The 23,657-nt window shown below is 34.4% G+C and carries 19 protein-coding genes and 1 tRNA gene; 7 read left to right on the top strand and 13 right to left on the bottom strand.

The features are described 5' to 3' along the window. Positions 1 to 20 precede the first annotated feature (20 nt). From EL247_RS07345 to EL247_RS07310, 8 genes are all read right to left on the bottom strand, one after another. Complete coding sequence (locus EL247_RS07345; protein ID WP_054197860.1) at positions 21 to 1,751, bottom strand: ATP-binding protein; 1,731 nt, start codon at positions 1,749 to 1,751, stop codon at positions 21 to 23. Continuing rightward, a complete protein-coding gene (locus EL247_RS07340; protein WP_104745537.1) occupies positions 1,735 to 2,616 on the bottom strand; it encodes a cation diffusion facilitator family transporter in 882 nt (293 codons plus the stop codon). The genes EL247_RS07345 and EL247_RS07340 overlap by 17 nt, the downstream gene beginning before the upstream one ends. A gap of 1 nt (position 2,617) precedes the next feature. Next, on the bottom strand, positions 2,618 to 3,073 hold the full coding sequence (locus tag EL247_RS07335) for a hypothetical protein (protein ID WP_005021330.1): 456 nt from the start codon (positions 3,071 to 3,073) through the stop codon (positions 2,618 to 2,620). Positions 3,074 to 3,081: 8 nt separating this feature from the next. Beyond that, a complete protein-coding gene (lpxC, locus tag EL247_RS07330; RefSeq protein WP_005021329.1) occupies positions 3,082 to 3,975 on the bottom strand; it encodes a UDP-3-O-acyl-N-acetylglucosamine deacetylase in 894 nt (297 codons plus the stop codon). Continuing rightward, the gene (locus tag EL247_RS07325; protein ID WP_104745535.1) at positions 3,972 to 4,550 is read right to left on the bottom strand and encodes a septum site-determining protein MinC; all 579 of its coding nucleotides are present in this window, start codon (positions 4,548 to 4,550) and stop codon (positions 3,972 to 3,974) included. The genes lpxC and EL247_RS07325 overlap by 4 nt, the downstream gene beginning before the upstream one ends. An 8-nt stretch (positions 4,551 to 4,558) precedes the next feature. Continuing rightward, the gene (locus EL247_RS07320) at positions 4,559 to 5,998 is read right to left on the bottom strand and encodes a M23 family metallopeptidase (protein ID WP_054195092.1); all 1,440 of its coding nucleotides are present in this window, start codon (positions 5,996 to 5,998) and stop codon (positions 4,559 to 4,561) included. A 129-nt stretch (positions 5,999 to 6,127) separates the two neighbouring features. Continuing rightward, positions 6,128 to 6,448, bottom strand: a complete 321-nt coding sequence (locus EL247_RS07315) for a thioredoxin family protein (RefSeq protein ID WP_172594062.1) — start codon at positions 6,446 to 6,448, stop codon at positions 6,128 to 6,130. 101 nt (positions 6,449 to 6,549) lie between these two features. Then, positions 6,550 to 7,263, bottom strand: coding sequence for a YebC/PmpR family DNA-binding transcriptional regulator (locus EL247_RS07310; RefSeq protein ID WP_126442143.1), 714 nt, complete (start codon positions 7,261 to 7,263; stop codon positions 6,550 to 6,552). Positions 7,264 to 7,413: 150 nt separating this feature from the next. Here EL247_RS07310 and EL247_RS07305 point away from each other — a divergent pair. Further along, positions 7,414 to 7,488: transfer RNA gene (locus EL247_RS07305), tRNA-Asn, on the top strand. Positions 7,489 to 7,563: 75 nt separating this feature from the next. Here EL247_RS07305 and EL247_RS07300 read toward each other — a convergent pair. The 4 genes from EL247_RS07300 to EL247_RS07285 are packed head-to-tail and all read right to left on the bottom strand — an operon-like array spanning position 7,564 to position 10,212. After that, a complete protein-coding gene (locus tag EL247_RS07300; RefSeq protein WP_065827294.1) occupies positions 7,564 to 8,385 on the bottom strand; it encodes a UDP-N-acetylmuramate dehydrogenase in 822 nt (273 codons plus the stop codon). After that, positions 8,385 to 8,651, bottom strand: coding sequence for a flagellar biosynthesis protein FliQ (fliQ, locus tag EL247_RS07295; RefSeq protein ID WP_005021320.1), 267 nt, complete (start codon positions 8,649 to 8,651; stop codon positions 8,385 to 8,387). The genes EL247_RS07300 and fliQ overlap by 1 nt, the downstream gene beginning before the upstream one ends. Before the next feature lie 27 nt (positions 8,652 to 8,678). Next, positions 8,679 to 9,497: an enoyl-ACP reductase FabI gene (gene fabI / locus EL247_RS07290; RefSeq protein WP_005021318.1), complete on the bottom strand. Its 819-nt coding sequence runs from the start codon at positions 9,495 to 9,497 to the stop codon at positions 8,679 to 8,681. Positions 9,498 to 9,507: 10 nt separating this feature from the next. Further along, entirely contained in the window at positions 9,508 to 10,212 is a 705-nt protein-coding gene (locus EL247_RS07285) for a triose-phosphate isomerase (protein ID WP_005021311.1), read from the bottom strand. A gap of 115 nt (positions 10,213 to 10,327) precedes the next feature. On the opposite strand from EL247_RS07285, the gene EL247_RS07280 reads away from it, so the two are divergent. Together EL247_RS07280 and EL247_RS07275 are read left to right on the top strand one after the other, a co-directional pair. Continuing rightward, entirely contained in the window at positions 10,328 to 11,407 is a 1,080-nt protein-coding gene (locus EL247_RS07280; RefSeq protein WP_054197853.1) for an FUSC family protein, read from the top strand. Then, on the top strand, positions 11,400 to 12,074 hold the full coding sequence (locus tag EL247_RS07275) for a toxin-antitoxin system YwqK family antitoxin (RefSeq protein WP_104745533.1): 675 nt from the start codon (positions 11,400 to 11,402) through the stop codon (positions 12,072 to 12,074). Before EL247_RS07280 ends, EL247_RS07275 begins: the two co-directional genes overlap by 8 nt. Before the next feature lie 17 nt (positions 12,075 to 12,091). On the opposite strand, the gene dcd is transcribed toward EL247_RS07275, so the two are convergent. Then, positions 12,092 to 12,652, bottom strand: coding sequence for a dCTP deaminase (dcd, locus tag EL247_RS07270; protein ID WP_005021306.1), 561 nt, complete (start codon positions 12,650 to 12,652; stop codon positions 12,092 to 12,094). 74 nt (positions 12,653 to 12,726) lie between these two features. Here dcd and accB point away from each other — a divergent pair, with 74 nt between their 5' ends. The 4 genes from accB (at position 12,727) to EL247_RS07250 (ending at position 23,492) form a co-directional block, all read left to right on the top strand. Continuing rightward, complete coding sequence (accB, locus tag EL247_RS07265; protein ID WP_005021305.1) at positions 12,727 to 13,200, top strand: acetyl-CoA carboxylase biotin carboxyl carrier protein; 474 nt, start codon at positions 12,727 to 12,729, stop codon at positions 13,198 to 13,200. After that, entirely contained in the window at positions 13,200 to 14,564 is a 1,365-nt protein-coding gene (locus tag EL247_RS07260; RefSeq protein ID WP_005021304.1) for an acetyl-CoA carboxylase biotin carboxylase subunit, read from the top strand. Before accB ends, EL247_RS07260 begins: the two co-directional genes overlap by 1 nt. A 45-nt stretch (positions 14,565 to 14,609) precedes the next feature. Beyond that, the gene (locus EL247_RS07255; protein ID WP_005021303.1) at positions 14,610 to 15,365 is read left to right on the top strand and encodes a flagellin; all 756 of its coding nucleotides are present in this window, start codon (positions 14,610 to 14,612) and stop codon (positions 15,363 to 15,365) included. Between the two features lie 300 nt (positions 15,366 to 15,665). After that, positions 15,666 to 23,492, top strand: a complete 7,827-nt coding sequence (locus EL247_RS07250) for a hypothetical protein (RefSeq protein ID WP_126442142.1) — start codon at positions 15,666 to 15,668, stop codon at positions 23,490 to 23,492. Positions 23,493 to 23,657: the final 165 nt, after the last annotated feature.

Below are 23,657 nucleotides of genomic sequence, written 5' to 3'. Positions count from 1 at the left end.
AAAACTTGCAAATTATGAAGTTAAATGTGAAATCCCATTTCTCTTTGTCCATCAAAATTTGAATTTAATTCACGCTTAATCTCATCAATGAATATTTGAATAGTAAAAAGCGGAGATTTTTGCGCAGCAACAAGAAAAGCGGAATTTTTGATGATGAGTGAAATTTGTCCGCCAGTCAATGGAAAATCTGCTAGGGATTTAAGATTGAAATTTTTTTCATAGGGAGCGTTTTTGGGCAAGAGTTTTTCCCACAATAAAAGCCTCTCTTCTAAGTTTGGTTTTTTAAATTCAATCTTATAATTAAAGCGTCTTGAAAAAGCAGTGTCGATAGTCTCTAATAGGTTGGTTGTGGCAATTAAGATTCCATCAAATTTTTCAATTTGTTCTAGGAAAATATTTTGCATTTGGTTGTGCATTTTATCAGCTCCACTGGCACTTGTGCTACGCATACTTAAAAATTGGTCTGCTTCATCTAATAATAAAATAGGGCTTTCTTTGCTTTCTTTGCATAATTCTTTGTAAGTATCAAAGATTTTTCGCACATTTTTTTCGCTTTCTCCAACATACATTGAGAGGATTTTTGAGCAATCAAAGCTTAAAATGCTTTTTTTGAGTGATTTTGCAAGTGCTAAAGCAGTCAGTGTTTTTCCTGTCCCTGCGGTGCCATAAAAAATGATTTTTGCATCAATTCCGCGTTTTTTGTCTTTTATGCCCCATTTTTTGAGGTTTTGTAAAACCTTAGAATCCATTTGTTTTAAAAGTGTCTCTAGAGTTTCTCTTGTGTTTGGATTTAGCACAACTTCGCTAAGGGGAATTTTGGGTTGAAGAAATTCAAAAATATCTTGTTCATCAATGAGGGATTGGAGGCTAATTTTTTGCCTTTTTTCTTCGTTGTTGGGGTGGGTGATTTTTTTTAGAATCTCATCGGGAATAAAAAAAGTGCGGTTGATTCCACTAAAATTGCCTAGAATCTCATCGTAATTAACTAAGCCTTTTTGCACGAGTTTGCTTCTATCATCAAGCAATGCGCGATTTTTGATTCTTTCATAATCATTCATGCTAACTAGATTGATAAGGGCATTAAGCTCTCTTGCTTGGGATTCTTTGCCTGAATATTCTTCTTTTAGTAATGCTAGAAAGATGATTTTTTCTTGTAAATTAAGGTTGTATTCTTTGAAAAGAATCTCAAGGGCGGGTTTATCTTTGGTTAGTTCAAGCTTTTGTTTGATACGCTCTTGGAGGGATTTTATTTTTTGTTTGCCTTTTTCCAAAAGGGGTGAAGAGAGAGTGTCTTTTTTGTAAGGGACGAGGCTTGAGAGGAGGTCAATGACTAAAAATTGGTCTTTTAGATAATCCAAATGGTCAGAGTAGGGAATGATTTTTGGGAGTTTTGGATAGATTCCGCCTTCTTGAATGAGTTTTAAAAAACTGCTGCTTAAAGAAAATGCAGAATTGAGTAATTCCAAAAAGAGAATCTCATTGCTTAAGTTTTTTAGAAAAATGTTTTGTGTCAGCCAACCTAAATCTAATAAATTTTTAAACAAAGGAAGGAATTTCAAGATTTCTTCATCATTATTTGGGGCAAAAAGAGAGTTAATAATATCAAGGCAAATAATTTCATCATTGCCTTTTAAGATTTCTTGGCAGAAATATCTCAAAATCAATGCTTCTTCTTTTGTGCAACGCAAGAAGGGGTAAATTTTGGTTTTATTAATCGGATTGGTTTGTAAAAAATCAAGTAGATATTGCATTATTTTCTCCATCATCGTGAGGGTCTAAGTGAGTGATAATAATCCAGTTGCCCCGAAGAGCTTTAATAGAATTTTCGATAGTATCTGCAATATCGTGTGCTTTAAGCAAAGAAATATCGGGGTTAAATACCAAATGGACTTCCACAAAATAAGTCTCTCCACTTTGTCTTGTTTTTAAATCATGATAACTTTGAATGTCTTTGTTTGAATCAAGTATGGTTTTAATAGAATCCAAAATATCATCATCAAGTGCTTCATCAAGCAAGATTAAAACTCCACTTTTAAGCAAGAAAAAAGCAGAATAAACAATATAGATTCCAATCCCTATTCCAAAGAGTGCATCAAATTCGCTAATGCCTGTGAAATGCACCAAAATCAATGCAAAAAGAACCGCTAAATTACTCAAAATATCCGTTTTGTAATGCAGGGCATCTGCTTTGATAACAAGATTATTGCTTTTTTTGGCAACATAGCTTAAATAAAGGACAAGAAAAAAGGTTACAAAGGTCGAGAAAATCATCACACCTAAAGAATATGCGAGCAATTCAAGTTGATGTCCATAGATGAGCTTTTTGCAGGATTGATAAAAGATGAAGATTCCAGAGATGCAAATAACGCTCCCTTCAATTACAGCTGCCAAAGATTCGATTTTTCCTCTACCATAATTAAAATGCAAATCGGCGGGTTTTTCAGATTTTGAAATAGCATAAAGATTGAAAAGTGAGGCACATAAATCAAGCAATGAATCAATAGCAGAAGCAAGGACTGCAATAGAACCACTCAAGATTCCAACGATAAATTTTACACAAATCAAGACAGAAGCGACAAGGCTTGAGATAATAGTGGCTTTTTTTTGAATTGTCATTTTACACAGGGGGCAGGAGATAAAGAGGCTCTATCTCTTGTGAAAAAAAGTTTGGATTGAGTTGTTTGGGGAGAGCATAGGGTTTTGTTTTTGGGGGAGTGGAAAAGTTTTTTAAGATAACTTGGTTTTCTTCTTTGATGAAATAGCAATTCCCATAAGCTTTGATAGGGGAATTTTCATTGAAGTGAAATCCAATAGCCCCAAAGAGATTGATATTTTGTGTAATTTGCATTGTTTTTGCAAATAGATAAATGAGTTTGAGTGCCATAAAACTACCCGGACCACGCACGAAATAGAGGCTTTCAAAATCTTTTTTTTGCTGTTTGAGCTTAGAAAAAAAGGGAATGAGAGATTCGGAGAGTTGTGCTTGAAGGGTATATTCTTCTAGCAAATGATAATCCTTATACAAACCAATAAGAATAGGCTGACTTGTTGGGATAATGAAGATTTGCAACATTTGAAATCTTAGATATTTTGATAAACCAATGAGTAGTCATAGATTTTTTGTGGCTGACTAGATTGAACAATCTCATAAGCTTGACTCTCTTCAAAAATCTTTTTGGTTAAAAGATGGTTGAGTTTATGGCTTCCTGCATAAGAAACATACGCACCAAGCAAAGGAATACCAAGTAAGGACATATCTCCAATTGCATCTAAAATTTTATGGCGGACAAATTCTTCTTTATAACGCAATCCCTCTTTATTGAGAATAGTTGTATCATCTAAAACAATTGCATTATCCAAAGAACCCCCTAATGCAAGTCCTTGTGAGCGTAGATATTGCACTTCGCTTAAAAAGCCAAAAGTCCTTGCTCTTGCAATTTCTTCTTTATAGTTGCGAGTAGAAAAAGTGAATTTGTATTTTTGTGTCCCAATAGCTGGGTGAGGAAAATGAATAGAAAAGTCAAAAATACATTGCTCACTCGGCTCTAAACGCACAAATTTATCCCCTTCTTTTATTTCAATGGGGGATTTGATTTTAAGCACTTTTTTGGGGGCTTGTTGTTGTTGGATGCCGGCTTCTTCTATGAGCATACAATATCCTATGCTACTTCCATCCATAATAGGGACTTCCTCATTGTCTAAAACGATTCTTAGATTATCAATCCCATAAGCATGGATTGCAGAGAGTAAATGTTCGATTGTAGAAACTTTAAAACCATCTTTTGCAATGACCGTTGCCATTGTTGTATCCACAACATTTTCTGGTTTCAAAGGAATATTTACTCCCACATCACTCCGATAAAAATGAATCCCACTCCCTTCTTCTAATGGTTCTAAACGCATTTTTACAGGCACACCTTTGTGTAAGCCAATACCTACTAGCTCAATGGGTTTGGAAAGTGTTTGTTCATTCATAGTAATTCCTCTATTACAATTGTATCATTTTTTTTGTAAATTTTTTTATAACCTTGAGAAGAGAGTTTTTCTTTGTCAATAATTTCACCATCAAAAAGTATATTGCCCTCTTTTGTAGGACCAAGTATCATATAAGAACCATTGCAAAAAACATTTCCATTAATTTCGCCAAAAATCTGAACATTGCCTTGAGCTTGAATGCTCGCTCCGCTATTGACACGACCAAAAATTGTAATATCGCCTTTTGTTATGATTTCTTCACCGCTGCGAATTGTTTTGTGGAGGGTTAGAGTTTTTATTTCTGGTGTTTTTTCTTGTGTGGATTCTTGTGTGTTTTGAATAGGTTGTGTTTGGGAGGATTCTTGTTGGGCGAGTTTGGAGGTATTTTTGTATTCTACAAAATTAAGGTTTTGTGTTTGTAGAAATTTTAGGAGATTGTCATTGAGTGGATAAGTAAAAATCAATAAAAAATCTTTGAGCAAAATAAAATTTTTTTGAATATAGGCAATGGTTTCTTCTTCTTCCCCTTGCATAAAGATAAATGCTCTAACATTCCTTTGTCGTGCTTGAACCATAATGCCCCTTATAATTGATTGATGATTAGTTTTGCTTCGTTGATAATATCTGTTATGTTGGCTTTTATCCAGTGAGAATCAAGCCATTCTGCTGTCCAAACTTCGTGTCCTTGCACTAACACACTAAAATGCAAATGGTCGCCTAGAGCTAATCCTGTATTTCCTGTTTTGGCAATCACTTCCCCTGCATTTAGAGTATCTCCAACATTGACATTTTGGCTTGTTAAATGTGCATAGAGTGTAGATAATCCAAGTCCATGATAAATAATTAGAGTGTTTCCATTAATGCCTACAAATTCACTAAGTGTAACTACTCCGGGGTTGCTTAAGAGAATGGGTGCTTGTTTGGTGCTTGCTAGATCAAGTCCCATATGATTAGATTCACTCACATTTTGCCCTTGATAGTTAAAAGTCCTATGATCGCCAAAACTTGCCATAACAGCACCATTTTTGAGAGGCGAGAAAGGTTGGATAGAAAAATTTTCTACCAAAGTTTCCCTATCATAATTAGAGGCGGTTTCATAGACTTTAGCGGCATTGCTTTTTCGCACATCTTCATTAATGTATTTAAAAATCGAGAGCTTATCAGGGAAATCTTCTAAATCTTTTTCGCCGATTTCTTGGACAAGGGTAGAAATTTTGCCATCAATAAAAGAATCTGTAAGCGGTATAGTAGAGCTACGATATTGCTTTTTTTGGAGATAGAAGTTGATAGGCGTAATGCTAACATTGCCTGCTTTGTCGCTTACATAGATTTTTGCATTAAAATCGGAATTGTTTTTATCCCATGCAATGAGGGAAATATAAAAGCCTTCTTTGTAAAAAGGTTGGGGGAAAAAGTCGGATTTTCCATTAGAGATTCTAATTTGTTTGAGATTGTCATCTATTGCACGAAAAACTACAAGAGCGCTCCCGCCTTGTGTGATTTTATAAGAATGTGAAAGAATGGCGAGTTGAGGTTTTTTGGTATCAATGGGAATGCGAATAGTTTGAGTGGTTGTATTTCCTGCAAAGAAATTCCATTTGCTTGTATCTGTTGCTTGAATCTCTAGTGTAATTTCTTTTGTAGAATTTTTGATATTTTTGGGCTTTTGGATTCCTATACATAGGCTTTTTGGGGATTCTTGGATTTCTTGAGATGGGGTCAATTCTGCACCATCATTTAGGCATTGTGAATCTTTGGAAGATAAAATTTGAGTTTGGAGAGGGATTTTTTCTTGATTGAGCAATAAGCTAATTGTGTAGTTATAAATCCCAGAATTATCTGTAATTTGTATGGGGAAATAATCTTTGAGATTCCAAACTGCTTCCTCTTTTATGCTAATTTTTGGAGATTCTTTTTCAAATTTATCAGAAGATAGCATAAATATTCCGCCACCTATAAAAATAATCAGTATAACTAACCCTAGAATTTTGACAAATCCATCTCTTTTGTGTTGATTTTGCATAGGTTTCCTTAATATATGGCTTTTAGATTTATTTTAGCCAAAAAGTGCTTATGTTAAGATTATGTAAGAGGGTAAAATGGGGATTAGGCATTATGGCATTTGGCATAATGCCTAATTTGAAAGAGTAGATTAAGCTTCAATAGCTTTTTTGATAGCATCTTCAATCATGGCTTTAGAGTTTGGCTCTACAAGTCTTTCCCCAACTTCTGTGCCATTTTTGTAAAAAATCAAAGTAGGGATTCTGCGGACATTGAGCTGCTCTTTGAGTTCTTCTTGTTCATCTGCCATAACGATACCAAATTTCACCTTTTGTGCATATTCTTGCATAAGCATTCCCATAATAGGTTCAATCTTTTTGCAATCAGGACACCAAGGCGCACCCACTGCTACAAGGCAAACACCTTCTTTGGTTTCATTGTGAAAATTATCTTTGGTTAATTGATTCATCATTTTGCAATCCTTAAAATTAAATTTACATCAAGCATTTTGAAATAATTTTACTTAAAAGCCTAGAAAGTGTGATTTTTATCGTGATTTTATCACTTTTGCCTTTAAGCGATATTGGTAAAAACTGCTTGGACATCATCATCATCTTCAATCCTATCTAATAATTTTTCAATATCTACAAGTTGTTCTTCGCTAAATTCGACAGGATTATTTGCGATTCTTTCTAAAGCGGCTTTTTTGACATCAGCATTTATTTTTTCTAGTGCATTTGCAAGACTTCCAAAGCTTGTATAATCTCCATAAATATGCACAATTTCATCTTCTATTTCCATTGATTCTAAACCATAGTCGATGAGTTCAAGCTCAAGCTCTTCTAAATTCCCCAAACCCTCTTTTGCTACTTCAAAATGTGCTTTGCGAGAAAACATAAACTCTAAAGAATTATTAGTGAGCATTTGCCCGCCAAATTTATTGACATAACTTTTGAGATTTGCTACCGTGCGAGTTGTGTTATCTGTTGCACATTCGACAAAAAATAATGCCCCATGAGGTGCTTTTATCTCATAATTAACTTCTGTGATTTGGATTCCATCTTTGCCCAAAGCCCTTTTGATTGCTGCTTCGATATTGTCTTTTGGCATATTTTGTGCTTTTGCTGCCATAATAGCAGTGCGGAGTTTGGAATTCATATCAGGATCTCCGCTTCCACCCTCTTTGACAGCGATACTAATTGCCTTTCCTAGTTTTGGAAAAAGTTTAGACATTTTATCCCAACGCTTTTCTTTGCTTGCTCTGCGGTATTCAAATGCTCGTCCCATATAAACCTCTTTTTAGGATATAAAATCAAAGTGCTAATTGTAATATTTTTTGGAGCTAAAATCAAAATTCTAAGAAAATTTTATTGAAAATTCCTAAAATCTATTGACACAAAAAAGCATTTTTTATATAATTTCAATTCTTTTTTATATTCCGGATTAGCTCAGCGGTAGAGTAGGCGGCTGTTAACCGCTTGGTCGTAGGTTCGAATCCTACATCCGGAGCCACTATAACACTCTCAAAAATATATTTATTCTTAGATTTTTTAAAACTTTAAGTTTTACTTTCTTGGTGAATTGATTTTATTGCAAAATTTGCACCTCATTTTGTAAGGTAATATTATGTTTTTTGGAAACATAATCTTTTGCAAGAAGTATCAATTCTAATGCCTCATCAAAAGAACTTTTGCCTAAATTGATTAGAAAATTTGCATGTTTTGGGCTAAACATTAGCGTTTTGTTGGCACCAAAAGGAACGCCTTTTAATCCAACAGATTCAATGAGTCTCCCAGCAAAATCATTGGGAGGATTTTTGAAACAGCTTCCAAAACTCGGATCTTTAGGTTGATTTTCTCGCATTTCTTTAAAAAGTTTTACAAGATTTGGATTAAAACCTTGCTCTTTTTTAAAAATACCTGCGAAGATAAGTTGATTGATAGCGCTTGAACGATAAGATAATTGCAAAGAATCTGCTTTGATGAAATCTAAAGTTGGCGATTTTTGGACACTTAAAATGCCTAAGAGTGTGGATTTGATTTCGTATTCTTTTAATCCAGCATTCATTTTGATAATACCGCCAATACTGCCGGGCAATCCACTTAGAATCTCAAAACCTGCTAAATTATGTTTTTTTGCATAAGAAAAAAGTTTGCCACTAGGTGTTAAAGCCCCGACTTCTAGGTAATCTCCACAATCTTTGATATAAGAAAACTTTTTATCAAGCATAATAAGATTTTTTGCATTAGGCGAGACTAATAGATTATTTGCCGCACCAACGATGTTTGGAGATATTGTGTGTTGCAGGGATTCATAATAGTCTTGTGGAGTTTGTATGATTGAAACTTGAAGTGCAGCACCAATTTTGATACTGCTATAAACTGCAAAATCAATAACTTTTTGAATCATCAAAAAATAAAAGTAGGCATCATATTAAAAATACGCGCAGTAAAGTCGATGAGCATATTTAACATCCATGGCATAGTAAAAATAATCACAACAATTACAGCAAGAATCTTTGGGACGAAAGTCAAAGTCATTTCATTGATTTGTGTAGTGGCTTGAAAAATGCTGATGAGCAATCCTATCACTAGCCCAACAAGAAGCATAGGAAGCGACAAAACCAGCGTGATTTTGTAGGTTTCAATTGCTAGATTCATTAATTGTGCTTCCATAATTTTCCTTAAACCAAAAGCTTAGTTTTACTTCACTCTATCCCATACAAGTGACGCTTTGCCATCTATTTCTTCAACAGCTGCCATTCCCATAATATTATATCCACAATCTACATAGTGAATTTCTCCTGTAACGGCACTCCCAAGAGGTGAGAGCAAATACATAGCAGAATTTCCTACTTCTTCAATACTTACATTTTTGCGTAATGGAGAGTTTGCTTCATTCCAATTAAGAATAAATTTGAAATCCCCAATTCCGCTTGCTGCAAGTGTTCTTATAGGTCCAGCAGAGATAGCATTAACCCTAATCCCTTTTACTCCCAAATCGTGGGCAAGATAGCGGACACTTGATTCTAAGGCTGCTTTTGCCACTCCCATAACATTATAATGTGCGACATGCTTTACACTGCCTAGATAACTAAGCGTGAGGATTGAAGCATTAGGTGCTAAAATAGGCTCTAGTTCTCGGCATAGTTCAATGAGTGAATACACAGAGATTTCCATAGCAATATTAAAAGCTTCTTTGCTAGTTTCCAAAAAACTGCCATCTAATGCTTCTTTGGGTGCAAAAGCGACACTATGCACCAAAAAATCAAGTGTTCCAAAATCTTTTTTGATTTGCTCTCTTAAAGCCGCAAAATGCTCTTTTTTGCTGACATCAAGTTCATAAACATAAGGGCTTTGTATTTCTTGTGCGATAGGTAAAACGCGTTTTTGGATAGATTCATTCATATAGGTAAGGGCGATAGTTGCACCTTGTTCTTTACAAGCCTTTGTGATTCCATAAGCGATAGATTTATTATTTGCTACCCCGACAATTAATCCTTTTTTGCCTTGCATAATCATAATTTTACTCCTAAAGTGAATTTTTTAAAATTTCTAAAAAGCTAGAAATTTCCCAGCTCGCACTGCCTATAAGCACGCCATCAACCCCTTGAATATTTAAAATATCTTTGGTGTTATTTGCTTTGACACTGCCACCATACAAAAGTGGAATTTTATCCAATTTTTGCTTTAAATGCGTGTGGATTGTCTCAATTTCTTGCAAACTTGCACTTACTCCAGTTCCAATTGCCCAAATAGGCTCATAAGCAATAATAAGTTTTGGGTAGTTTAAATCAATACCATCAAGTTGAGAATCCAAAAAATCCAAAGTGGCTTGCAAACCTTTGTTTTTGATTTCCAAAGATTCACCAATGCAATAAAAAATTTCAAAGTTTTGTGCCTTAAAAAAATCAAATTTTTTGGCACACATTTTTTGGGATTCCCCTAAAATCTCTCGCCTTTCACTATGCCCAATGATGAGTGAATTAATTGCAAATTCTCGGAGTTGGTCTAGTCCAATTTCTCCAGTAAAAGAGCCATTATCAGCAGGATAAGCATTTTGAGAGCCGATTTTAAAGTCGTTAAAATCATTATCCAAAAGTGCAGTTGCAGGAGGGAAAATTGTAATTTTATGAGGGATTTTTTGGTGCATTAAGAAGTCTTGCAAAGTTTTGCAAAATTCTTTGGTGGATTTTCTTGTATGGTTGGTTTTGAAGTTGCTTGCAATGATTTTCATTTGCTAAAATTCCTTTGGTATTGAATATTTTTGTGATTATAGCAAATTTAACTAGTATGTGGTAAAATGCCCTCATTTTAAACTTTAAAACTAATGGTATCAATGAGGATTGTAGATGAATCTTGAAAGGCTCAAAGGCGAAATAGGATTAATTTTTACTTGGAACAAAAGCGATAGATTGTGGCAAATGCCATTTTTTGCAGGGGTTGGGGTCGCAATTATTTTGTTTGTTGCGGCTTATTTTAAGCGTCCTGATTTAGGGCTTGTGGCGATTATTGGGGCAAATATCTTTTTGTATGTGCCAGATACGCCGATTTATCACAAAATGGTTTTAAGTATGTCTTGTGCTTTTGGGATGATACTTGCGTTTAGTTTGGGCTTAGTAGGGCAGCTTTTTCCAAGCCTCATTCCTTTGATTGCATTTATTGTAACAATGGTAAGCGCACAAGTTGTAAGGTATTTTAATATAGGTGCTCCGGGATTTTTCTTTTTTACTTTTGCAGCACTTATTGGGACTTATATACCCTTTAAAATCGAAGATTATTTTATGGTAATAGGGCTTGTAGCAGTTGGGACAATTGTCGCAAATGCAATGGTGCTTCTTTATTCTTTGAGTGTGATTTATATTTTTAAGCATACCCCAAAGCCGATTCCAAAGGCTGGTGAGTTTGGTTTTGGAGTGATTGTGATTGATCCTATTATTATTGCGAGTTTTGTTGCTTTTGCTACCTATTTGCAAGGATTTTTGGAGTTAGAGAGGGGATATTGGGTTGGGGTGAGTTGTGCAGCTGTCCTAACAGCAATTACTTTTAAGCAAATTTGGATTAAACAAACACAAAGGATTCTTGGCACAATTGTTGGAGTTAGCTTTGCTTATTTTCTTTTGCACTTTCATTTTAGCCCTATTGAGTTTGCAATTTTGATGATGATTTTGATGTTTTTTGCCGAATTAGTTGTTGTGCGAAATTATGCTTTGGCAATGATATTTGTAACGCCCTATACGACTTATTTGGCAGAGGTGGGAAGTTTTATGAATTACAATCCAGATATACTTATTCAAGCAAGGGTTTTGGATATTGCTATTGGAAGTGTGATTGGATTGCTTGGTGGGGCGGTAATGCACTGGAAATTTTTGCGAAATATCTTAGAGAAAATTACACACAAAATTATCTATAAATGGGTAGGCAATGAGTGAGGAAATAGAAAAAACTTACTATCCAAATGGTGTGCTAAAAGCAGAAGTCCTTTACAAAAATGGAAAAAGAAATGGTATTACAAAGCAATATTATGAAGATGGCAAATTAATGCTAGAAATGAGTCTCATTGAAGATAAAGTAAGTGGCGTAATGAAGCAGTATGATACACAGGGGAATTTAGAGTTAGAAAGTGTTTATTTGGACAATAGCAAATATGGAGTAGAGAAGTGGTATTATCCAAGCGGAGCGATTAAAGCAGAGATTCCATACAAAGAAGGCAAAAAGTGTGGAATTGTAAAGTGGTTTTATGAAAATGGCAATCTTGAATCCCAAACCCCTTATGTAGAGGATAAAAAGCAGGGCGTGGATAAGTGGTTTTATGAAAGTGGAATACTAAAAGCTGAAACTTCTTACAAAGAAGATGAAGAATGTGGCGAAGTAAGAGAATACTATCCTAATGGACAGCTAAAGTATGAAGCGTATTTTGAAAATGGGGTAATGTATGGGGAAGAGAAAGTGTATTATGAAAATGGGCAGATTTGGTGTGTTACACCTGTGCAAGATGGAAAAGAAGAGGGCATAGCAAAAGAATATGATAAAAGCGGAAAATTAATCAAAACAAAGCAATACGCCAAAGGCATTTGTTTGCAAGAATCTAAGCCCTAAGAAGAATAGGGCAAAAGTTATTTGAGAATCTTAGGAAGTGTGATTCCTTCTTGGGATTGATATTTGCCTTTTTTGTCTTTGTAGCTCACTTCACAAGGTGCATCACCTTCCAAAAACAATACTTGTGCGATTCCTTCATTAGCATAGATTTTTGCTGGAAGTGGCGTAGTATTGCTAATTTCAATTGTGATATGCCCTTCAAATTCTGGTTCAAATGGCGTAACATTGACGATGATTCCACATCGTGCGTAAGTGCTTTTGCCAAGGCAGATTGCTAAAGTATTGCGTGGAATCTTAAAATATTCTATTGTTCTTGCTAGTGCAAAGGAATTAGGCGGGACGATACACACATCACCGACAAAATCCACAACATTAGCAGAATCAAAGTTTTTTGGATCCACTACCATTGCATTAATGTTGGTAAAAATTTTGAATTCATTGCTTACTCTTATATCATACCCATAGCTAGATAATCCATAGCTTACGACACCTTTGCCTATTTGATTTTCACAAAAAGGCTCAATCATTTTGTGTTCTAATGCCATTTTTCTTATCCAAGAATCTTCTTTTAATCCCATTTATAATTCCTTTTAACTTTTTTGTATAAGAAATGTGCTATTATAACAAATTAAATTCAATAAAGGCTTGAAATATGGATTTTAAAGAAATAAAAGAACTCATCAAGATTTTTGATGCAAGCTCTCTTAATGCGCTTAGTATCACACAAGAAAATTCTAAAATCAAATTAGAAAAGGGCATAAAAACCCCTCAAATTGTAGAATCTCAAAATACACAAATTTTATCTCCCATTACGACGCAAATCCCTCAATCTCCCTCTCAAATAGAAGTTGCACCTCAAGCACCTATCCAAAGTCCTACAACAAGAGGAGAAACAATTAATTCTCCGATGGTTGGGACTTTTTATCGTTGTCCCTCCCCAGATGCACCAGCATATGTAAATGTAGGGGATAAAGTCAAAAAGGGACAAACTCTAGCAATTATTGAGGCGATGAAAATTATGAATGAGATTGAAGCGGAGTTTGATTGTGTGATAAAAGAAATTATCCCAACTGACGCACAGCCTGTGGAATACAATTCGCCTCTATTTGTGGTGGAGAAAATCTAATGTCAAATAAACAAATCAATACAATTTTGATTGCTAATCGTGGAGAAATCGCACTTAGAGCTATCCGCACAATCAAAGAAATGGGCAAAAAGGCAATTGCAGTGTATTCCACAGCAGATAAAGATGCACATTATTTGGATTTAGCAGATGCAAAAGTTTGTATAGGTGGGGATAAATCAAGTGAGAGTTATTTGAATATCCCAGCGATTATTTCAGCAGCGGAGCTTTTTAGTGCAGATGCGATTTTCCCGGGATATGGTTTTTTGAGTGAAAATCAAAACTTTGTTGAAATTTGCAAATACCACAATATCGAGTTTATAGGTCCTAATTCCGAAGTAATGGCATTAATGAGCGATAAAAGCAAAGCCAAAGAAGTGATGAAAAATGCCGGTGTGCCTGTGATTCCCGGTAGTGATGGTGCGATAAAATCCAAAGAAGAAGCCCTCAAACTTGCAAAAGAAATCGGTTATCCAGTGATTTTGAAAGCCGCAGCAGGTGGAGGCGGTAGGGGAATGCGTATTGTCCAAAGTGAAGAAAATATGTTTAATGCCTATTTAGCAGCAGAAAGTGAAGCAATCAGTGCATTTGGTGATGGCACGATTTATATGGAGAAGTTTATTGACAAGCCAAAACATATTGAAGTGCAGATTCTTGCTGATAAACATGGAAATGTTTTGCATATTGGAGAGAGAGATTGCTCACTCCAAAGAAGACACCAAAAGCTAATTGAAGAATCCCCAGCGCCGACTTTAGAGCCACATACAAGAAAAAAGCTTTTAGAAACCGCCATTCAAGCGACAAAAGCGATTAAATATGTAGGTGCAGGGACTTATGAATTTTTATTAGATAATGAGCAAAATTTCTATTTTATGGAAATGAATACGAGATTGCAAGTAGAGCACCCTGTAAGCGAGCTTGTAAGCGGACTTGATATTATTAAGCTAATGATTGAAATCGCAGAGGGCAAAGAATTGCCAAAGCAAGATTCTGTAAGCTTTGATGGCTGTGCCATAGAGTGCAGAATCACCGCAGAAGATCCAGTGAAGTTTTATCCATCAGCAGGTAAGATTACCAAATGGATTGCACCGGGAGGAAATAATGTGCGGATTGATAGCCACGCTTATGCCGGATATGTAGTGCCGATGTTTTATGATTCGATGATTGGCAAACTTATCGTGTGGGGCAAAACTCGCGATGAAGCCATAGCAAGAATGCAAAGGGCTTTAGATGAGTTTTGTATCGAGGGTATTAAGACGACGATTGATTTCCATAAAGAAATGATGAAAAATGACGATTTTAAAAGAGGAGTTATCCACACCAAATATTTAGAGCAAAAAATAGAAAGTGGAATGAAAAATGCTTAACTTTCTACAAAGCAAGGAAGCAAATTTTAAGCAAGGAGTTAAAGAATGAAAATTGGCAACACACAAAACACAAATGAAAGCTTGATTAACCTCAATAAAGCAAAGGAAGAAGAAGAAAAAGCACTTCAAAAAATCTCTTCTCCACGCCCCATAGAATCTACTGATGGAGCGAGTTTGGCTATTGCTAATGCACTTTTGGCACAGGCTAATTCAATGTCTCAAGGGATTCGCAATGCTAATGATGCACTAGGTGTATTGCAAATCGCAGATGGCACACTCTCGACTTTGACTGATTCTGCAATCCAAATCAATGAACTTTCTGTGGCATTGGGGAATCCGGCTTTGAATAGCTCCCAAAGAGCCATGATTCAAAATGAAGCGACAGCATTAACGCAATCTATGAATGATGCAGTTAGTCAAGCAACCTTTAATGGCAAAAATGTTTTTAGTGGGCAGATGAGTTTTGTAACCGGTAATGGCACAGAAAGTATCAATCTACAAGCACCAAATACCGCAAATTTGAGCGTCAATAACCAACAAAGCATTTTGGATTTTATTGAGCAAGTGGGTATGAGTCGTGCAGACATCGGAGCTGCGATGAATGGGATTCAATCCGGTATTAATTCAAGTATGAACACAGTGGTAAATCTAAAAGCAGCAGAGGGGAATTTGCTAGATGATGATTTAGCAGAAAATTACAATGAGCTAAATACAGCCAAGCTAAAAGCCAATGCGGCACTTTATGCAGCATCTTTTAACAATCAATATCTACAAAGCCGTTTGGATTCATTATTAAACTAACTCTTGCATAACAAATCTTTGGATTTTTCCAAAGATTTGAGATTTTAGCTATTTTTATCTCAAAATTCATTTTTTACTTTTGTATTTTTTCACTTTCAAAAATAAATAAACACCCCCTAATAATTTATTTTTAATGATTGCTAATGCCCCTTATAAACACATTATGCCCCCCCCCCCCCCATTATAAAAGTGATTTTAATAAAATATAAATATTTTATTTATTATTTTAAAGTTAGCTTGAATTTTATAAAATTTCAAATATTTTTTTGTAATTTTCATTATATATTTAAGGAGAATTAAATGTCTAACCAAACAAAGAATGCTACCCTAGTGGGGGGGGGGGGGCAATCTCTCAATAATCAACCCCTAGAAAATCCAAAAAATGCTAAAGGCTTAGATTCTAATCCCAAAACAAACAAAGCTTTAGAATCTCAAAATCCAAATAAGATTCAAACTACCAAGATTCAAGATTCTAAAATACAATTAGAATCTAATCCCAAAGATTTCGCAAAATTAGAATCCAACTCCCCAAAATTAAAAGATTCTAAGGTTTCTAAAACCTCCAAAGATTCAATGAAATTAGAATCTAGTCCCAAACTAGATTCTAAAATTTCCCAAAAATCAAACAAAGAATCGGAATCCAAACAACCCAAAAAGATTCAAAGAGCCAAAAACACTTGTGATTCTAAACAATCTAAACAATCCAAAAAAACCAAAAATTCTAGCAAGTTAAAATCCTTTATCCGCACCATTCCGATTTCTATTGCTTTGGCTTCAGCATTATCAAGTCAAGCGGTGGCGGATTGGAGTACTGATGGAGGTGGTTGTCCTGGTGGCACTTTTGATTGCACCATTTCAAGTGATGTTATATTTGATAGCTCTCGCACTGCTATTCAGATTAAAGCTACTGGAAGCACTGGAACATTATCTATTACTCAAGGCGCTCATGTACAAAGAACAGTTGCAGATGGTTATAGCGATAATGGAATGTTTAGCATACAAGGAAATGCGATAAGTCTTACCAATGATGGAACAATTACTGGTATTGGAAAGTGGAGAAATATAGTTGTAGGAGCTGAGAGGAATACAAATGCAAGTATCAATGAAATAATCAATAATGGAACAATGGTGTCTATAAATGCTAATATCTTGCTACATGGGAGAGTTGATAGTATTGTAAATAGCGGGACAATAATATTAAATTCGGGCACAAATAAAGATTGGAGTAGTGTATTTGCTATTGAAGACCAAGCAGGGGCAAATTTGACTTTTTCAGGTCAAAGTCTAACCCAATCGACTAGAAATTTCAAAAATATAATTTGGACGCAAAGCAGTAGGGCAACCTCTCTTGGAGAGATTGTAGCAAAGGATAACTCAAGATTAGAGGGGAATTTCGATTTTAATAATAGATTTACAGGTGAAAGCATAACTTTCCAAGATTCTGCAAATATGACAGGTAATATTTCTTTGGAGGGTAATGCCAGAATCACTAATGGAATCACTATTGGTGGAAATTCTACCGGTGGAAGTGGCAATAATGCAAGTTTGACAGGTAATATCTCCCTAGCTGGTTCATCCAGAATTTCAAAAATACTCATTGATGGTTCTAATATGGGTGGTAGTGGGACAAATGGCACTCCAAAACTAGATGGAGATATCACATTAACTACAAGCCAAGGAATCACAGATGGAATCACCATTGCAAATGGTGGAACATTGGATGGTAATATCAACGCTCGAAATTCTTCTCGTATCGGTGGAATTGCAATTAACAATGGAAGTTTGGCGGGTAATATATCACTAACTAACAATGCAAGAATACAAAATGGTATTGTCCTTGATTCTGCAAATATGACAGGGAATATTTCTCTTTCAACTGCGAATAGTGGCGGTAATATAACCATAGATAGTATTAATATCGGTAATGGTTCTACGATGACAGGTGATATTTCTTTGGTGGGTAATTCTAAGATTACAGATTCTATTGCTATTGCTGGAACTCTTGAGGGTAATGTCAGTGCAATTCATGGAACAGGAGGTAATGGAACAATCAATCGAATGGATATAAGTGGTGAAATCACTAAAAAAGTCCAGCTTGATAATAATTCAAAAATCTCTACTTTAAATCTAAATGGTGGAACAATCACAGGGGGTATTAATTTTCAAGGGCTTACAACAAATTCTAATGGCGATACTGCAACAATCGATAATTTAACGCTAAATAGTGATGCCTATATCGGTGGTATAGATATAGGTAATACTAGTGGTGGTAACGCAAAAGGTGTAATCTCAAATCTTACCCTAAATGGCACTTCCTCTATCGGAAGCATTGTTAATAATAGAGGGACTATTACAAACATTGCTTTAAATGGCACTAGCACCATTACAAATGGAATCACAAACGCTTCAGGGGGAACAATCTCAAATATCACCCTTGCTTCATCAAATACAATTAATAATGGGATTGCTAATGAAGGTAATATAGGCACAATTACTTCTAATACAGGAACTAATGTTAATAATACAATCACTAATGAAGGAACTATCGCTAAATTAGATATTCAAAATGGAAGCACTAGTGGCGGTAATGGAGGAACCATTGTTTATAGAAGTGATAATGGTATTATCACCGATGTTCTTAGTGTAGCAAGTGGTGCTACTTTGGATATTAAAGATTCAACGGGTCGTAACACAGGAACTATTGAACTAAGAAGTGATGGTGCAACCTTACAAGATGGCTCTACTTTAAACTTAGCAAATGGCTCAACTCTAGTAGGACATTTAAAAAATAGTGCTAATTTAGCTATTTGGACTAATGAGAGTAATATTCAAGGACATTTTATCAATACAGGAACTATTGGAGAATTAAAAGCAGGAAATATTCAAAATAATTTCTTAAATGAAGGAAGTATTACAAATTTAATTATCAATAAAAATATAGGAACATTAACGAATTCTGGAAGCATTACGGATTTAAATGTTACAGGAATCATTAATAATGGAATTGCTAACGATAATAATGGTATTATTAACTCCCTTACCATTCAAAATGGTTCAAACATTGCTAATGGAATCACAAACAATTCAAATATCGGTTCTTTAGATTTACAAAATAATACTACTTATATCGGAACTGGTAGCATTACTAATGCTTTGGATATTGCAGGCAGTAAAACATTAAATGCTTCTACTGATGGAATCAATATTTTATTTGCTAATAATGCAACAGGAACGATTAATAATGCAGGAATTATTAGTGGAAGTCTAAACAACCAAAATGGCTCTACTATTAAAAGCTTTAACACGGGAAGTATTAGTGGAAGTATTGCTAACAATGCTACAATACAAGAATTAAATGTTACAGGAAATGTAACAAATGGAATCACAAACAATTCAAATATCGCTAATTTAAATGTAAAAAGCAATGTAACCTATGCCGGAGCTGGAAGTATCACAAATGCTTTAAATGTTACAGGAAATACAACTCAATTTACTATTAGCAATGGTGCTGGTGGTAATGGAACTCTAACTCTTGCAGAGAATGCCAACACTGCTAATTCAGTAAAAACCATCACCAATGAGGGAACTATTATAGGGAATCTCATCAATACCCTAACCACTGATTGGACTTTTGGAGTATTGCAAGGAAACTTTACTAATAATGGAAATCTCACTGAATTTAATACAGGAAGCATTACAGGAATCTTAACTAATGGAAATAATGGGATTATTAATACCCTAAACACAAGCAAAGTGGGAGGCTCTATTGCTAATAATGGTAATTTAGTCAATGTAATAGTAGATTCTAATAAAACTCTAACAGGTAATGGAAGCATTACTAATTCTTTGGTGGTGCAAAATAATAGTGGAAATGGCTATACTCTTACAATTGGAAATAATGGAGCTGGAAATCTAAACTTCAAAGCAACAAATGGAACGATTGACAATGCAGGAACTATCAATGGAAATATCACCAATGTAAATAATTCCACTATTGCAGATTTTACAAACTCTGGAAGCTTTAATGGTACTTTAACCAATAATGGAAGTATCACTAACTTTGAAAATCAATTAGGGGGAACTATCACAGGTGATATTACTAATACAGGCGTTATTACTGACTTTGACAATCAAGGAATCATTAATGGAACATTAACTAATAATGGAAACATTGGTGATTTTACAAACTCTGGAAGTATTAAAGAATTTAACAATCAAAAATTTATTGCTTTTTATGAAAATAATGGAACCATTGGTAAATTCAATAATACAGGAACTATTTATGGTGTTTCAAATTCTAAAGTAATCACTGGAGATTTAGGGAATAATATTGCAGCTTTAAAAAATACAGGAACTATTACAGGGAATGTTAATCTAACAGGAACTTGTCCTAGTGGAGGTTGTCCAGATGATTATGATGAAACTTTAGCATCATTTATCAACAATGAGGGGATTATTGGAGGGAGTATCGCAAATAATAGTGGTCATACTCTTACTTCAATCTTGAATGATAGTAACGGAACTATCCAAAATGGTATTACTAATAATGGAAGTATTACAAATATAACTAATGAGGGTAAAATTAATGCTAATGGTATTACCAACTCTTCTCAAATTGGAATGATAAATAATACAGGGTTGATTACAGGCGATATTACTAATGATAATACTAGCTCCATTATCACAACCATCAACACAGGAAGTATCACAGGAAGTATTACTAACTCTGGAGAGATTACTACACTAAATGTTACAGGGAATGTAACTAATGGAATCGCAAATAATGCTAATATCGGTTCTTTAATAGTTAAAGAAAGTGTAACTTACACTGGCAATGGAAGTATCACTAATGCCTTACAAGTAGCACAGGATAAAACATTAACTGCAACTAATGGAATCACCCTCAATGCAAATAAAGGTAATGTAAATAACTTAGGAATCATTGAAGGGAATTTAACCCTAAAGGGAAGTTCTAATACTCTAAGTAATGCAGGAACCATTAATGGTAATTTAACAAATAGTGCAAACACTTCAACCATTACAAACTCTGGTAGTATCAATGGAACAATTATCAATAATGCTACTAATGGAACGATTATTAATGCAAATAATTCTAATATTGCTGCATTAGATATTAATGAGAGTGTAATTTATAATCAAGAGACGAATGCAAATATTACTTCTAATATTGATATTGCAAAGGATAAAACATTAACTGCAGATTATGGAATCACCCTCAATGCAACTAATGGTAGTGTAAATAACTTAGGAACTCTTGCAGGTACTTTAACCCTAGAGGGAAGCTCTAATAGCGTTACAAACTCTGGAAGCATTACAACTATTATCAATAATGCAAATAATAGTAGTCTAACTAATAATTCAAACATTGGTGCTTTAGCAGTCAATAAAAACCTTAATTATAGTGGAAATGGAAGTATTACAAATTATGCAATTATTGCAGAAAATACAACTCTTAATAATTCTACAGCTTTAATTTTTGCAAGCAACAATCAAGGCTTAGAGAATAAAGGGATTATTACAGGTTCGCTTGAAAACAAAGGAAATATGCAACTACTTAGCAACTCTGGCACTACAAGCCAAATTAATGGAGATATCACTAATAGCGGATTGATTACTAATCTAGCAAATCAAGGAACCATTAGTGGCACTATCACAAACAACACTAATTCTACCATCACAAGCTTTATTAATAGTGGAACCATTAGCGGTAATTTATACAATGATGGACACATTGATACATTAACTAATACAGGAACAATGGGAACTATCTATAATAGAAGCAAAAACACGATTAAAAATCTACTCAATGGTACAAATTCTGTTATTGCAGGAATTGATAATAGCAATGGTAGATATGATTCAATCAAAAATCAAGGAACTATCTCAGGTGATATTAAAAACAATAATGGAACCATTACTAATCTCGTGAATATTAATAATGGAACCATTACAGGACAAATCATCTCTAATGGAAATAGTAATATTGGAACAATCATTAATGAAGGGATAATTAATTCCTCTCATACAATCATCAATAACGGAAGTATTCAAAATGCTTCTAATGATGCTATCTCTTTAGATACTATTTCTAATGTAGTAACTGCCATTTCTAACTCTGGAAGTATCAATGGAAATGTAAGGGTAGCAGGTAATTCACAAGTTGATTTAATCCAAAATTCTAGCACCATTGCTGGTTGTATTATCCTAGAGGGTGGTAGAATAGGAAATATCAATAACACTAATGGAGCCATTGCAAATTGTATGCACTTTAGTAGTGGAGCTAGTGTAGATAATCTTAATAATAGTGGAACTATTGAAAAATCAATTACTAATGATTCTGGAAGCATGACTGTTAATAATAGTGGAAGCATTGGTGGAATTACTACAAGCAATGGAGGAACTACCACTGCTATCAATAGTGGAAGCATTGGAGGAATTACTACAAGCAATGGAGGAACTACAACCATTATCAATGGTGGAGAGAATAAGCCCGGTGGTAATATTGGAGCTATTACTAATACAGGAAGTAATTCTAATACCCACATTGATGGTTGGACTTTGGATAATCCAGATAATCCAACAAATCCTATTATCATAGCAGATGGTAGTAATAAAGATGGAATCCATTTAAAAGAAGATTCTATCTTTGTAGAAGGAAATCTTGAAAGTGGAAAAATCTATAATTATTATGATTATATTCAAAATGAAGGTGGAGATTCTATCGGACAAGATTTTAGTCAAGATGATGAACTCTTTAATGCTTTAACCTTTATTGATATCTTTACACCAACAGACAATGGAGATGGAACTTACAGCGTAGGCTTAGACACTCAAGAACTCTCCGGTAAAACTCTAGGTGCTTCTTTAATCTATTCATCAAGAATACGACAGATTGATACTAATAATATGCTAAGAGAAATTAATGTTAAAAACTTTAAAACAGACTTTGAAATCTTAGAGCAAAGAGAAAGATTAAAAAACCAACAAGCTCTCTTAGAAAACTATAAACAACAAAGAGAATCTTATCTGAATGGATTAACCAAAGACAATAAAGAATTAAAAAGAGTAAGTTCTAAAGAATCTACTTCTTTAAGCACTTATGCTAATAATTCTAATATCAAAAGTGATGCAATAGAAGTAGTGGATTATTATAACAAAGATACTCTAGCAAGCCTAGATAATCTTCAAGCAACCACTAAAGCTAATCAAGAAACTTATTCTAATTTAGATCTCTTAAGAGAGCTTGATGACATCTTTATTAGCCATACAGGAGATAAGGATAATCTCTATACCTTTGCACTCCCTTATACAAGATACACTTCAGCACAATTAGATGGAGGAGTAGGAACTCTAAAATCTCATGCATCAGGTATCCTAGCAGGAGCACAAGCAAAACTACCTAGTGAGAGAGGAATATTAGGAATCTACTTTGGATATGAAAGTTCAGATAAACAAGTAGGACAACAAAGATTAGACTTTGATGAAAAAGTTTATTATGGAGGATTAACTTATTATAATGTTTTTGCAAGAAAAGGAGTAAGTGAATATTATCTCTCTGCTAATACAAGAATAGATAAAGGGGATACCAATTTATATAAAACCTATCGCTCTGGAAGCACTACTATTAATTCTCAAGTAGATTCTTATGGATATGGTGCAGATTTAAAAGTAGGGGCTAATTATTATAATATCTATAATAACTCTGTTCTTTCTCCAGAGATTGGAATTAGTTATCAAGGAATTAGTACAGATTCCTTTAGACTAAGACACCTAGGAGGAGTAAGTGAGCATTATTATACACAAGATGTTAATTTCTTTGATATTAGTGCCTCACTTAGATGGCAAAGAGCATGGAATAATGTGTTTAAAACAATGGCTTCTTTAGGTGCAATGTATAATGTTTATAATGATGCTAAAGGAAGTGGAGTTATTGCTGGATTAAAACAATCTGCTGATATTAATGTAGAAGAACTCTATGGAACTACTCAAGTAGGAATAAGCTATGCTTTAGGAGAGAATGCTAACATTGCTTTAAATTATAGTGGTATCTTTGCAAATGGAGTGCAATCTCATGCAGGGTATATTAGATTAGGAGTGTGGTGGTAGGAGCTAAGATTGATTGGATTAAATTGGTTGGTTGAATTATTCATCAAATTCATTAATCAAATCAGATTAATTCATTCATTGATTGATTTATTTATTGATTAAATCATTAATGAATTGAATTGAATCAAATTGAATTGAATAGATGAGATTTAATTCTTTTAAAAT

It is taken from the genome of Helicobacter pullorum (assembly GCF_900638355.1).
Lineage (GTDB): Bacteria > Campylobacterota > Campylobacteria > Campylobacterales > Helicobacteraceae > Helicobacter_D > Helicobacter_D pullorum.
Note: the sequence above shows the minus strand (reverse complement) of the source record. Positions and strands in the feature narration are given on the sequence as shown.

Coding starts and splice junctions, on each gene's coding strand:
- fabI (WP_005021318.1), bottom strand. CDS start 9,497: ATGATTATGCAAGGCAAAAAAGGATTAATTGTCGGGGTAGCAAATAAT.
- EL247_RS07250 (WP_126442142.1), top strand. CDS start 15,666: ATGTCTAACCAAACAAAGAATGCTACCCTAGTGGGGGGGGGGGGGCAA.
- lpxC (WP_005021329.1), bottom strand. CDS start 3,975: ATGAATGAACAAACACTTTCCAAACCCATTGAGCTAGTAGGTATTGGC.
- accB (WP_005021305.1), top strand. CDS start 12,727: ATGGATTTTAAAGAAATAAAAGAACTCATCAAGATTTTTGATGCAAGC.
- EL247_RS07255 (WP_005021303.1), top strand. CDS start 14,610: ATGAAAATTGGCAACACACAAAACACAAATGAAAGCTTGATTAACCTC.
- fliQ (WP_005021320.1), bottom strand. CDS start 8,651: ATGGAAGCACAATTAATGAATCTAGCAATTGAAACCTACAAAATCACG.
- EL247_RS07310 (WP_126442143.1), bottom strand. CDS start 7,263: ATGGGACGAGCATTTGAATACCGCAGAGCAAGCAAAGAAAAGCGTTGG.
- dcd (WP_005021306.1), bottom strand. CDS start 12,652: ATGGGATTAAAAGAAGATTCTTGGATAAGAAAAATGGCATTAGAACAC.
- EL247_RS07280 (WP_054197853.1), top strand. CDS start 10,328: ATGAATCTTGAAAGGCTCAAAGGCGAAATAGGATTAATTTTTACTTGG.
- EL247_RS07275 (WP_104745533.1), top strand. CDS start 11,400: ATGAGTGAGGAAATAGAAAAAACTTACTATCCAAATGGTGTGCTAAAA.
- EL247_RS07325 (WP_104745535.1), bottom strand. CDS start 4,550: ATGGTTCAAGCACGACAAAGGAATGTTAGAGCATTTATCTTTATGCAA.
- EL247_RS07260 (WP_005021304.1), top strand. CDS start 13,200: ATGTCAAATAAACAAATCAATACAATTTTGATTGCTAATCGTGGAGAA.
- EL247_RS07345 (WP_054197860.1), bottom strand. CDS start 1,751: ATGCAATATCTACTTGATTTTTTACAAACCAATCCGATTAATAAAACC.
- EL247_RS07320 (WP_054195092.1), bottom strand. CDS start 5,998: ATGCAAAATCAACACAAAAGAGATGGATTTGTCAAAATTCTAGGGTTA.
- EL247_RS07340 (WP_104745537.1), bottom strand. CDS start 2,616: ATGACAATTCAAAAAAAAGCCACTATTATCTCAAGCCTTGTCGCTTCT.
- EL247_RS07285 (WP_005021311.1), bottom strand. CDS start 10,212: ATGAAAATCATTGCAAGCAACTTCAAAACCAACCATACAAGAAAATCC.
- EL247_RS07335 (WP_005021330.1), bottom strand. CDS start 3,073: ATGTTGCAAATCTTCATTATCCCAACAAGTCAGCCTATTCTTATTGGT.
- EL247_RS07315 (WP_172594062.1), bottom strand. CDS start 6,448: ATGATGAATCAATTAACCAAAGATAATTTTCACAATGAAACCAAAGAA.
- EL247_RS07300 (WP_065827294.1), bottom strand. CDS start 8,385: ATGATTCAAAAAGTTATTGATTTTGCAGTTTATAGCAGTATCAAAATT.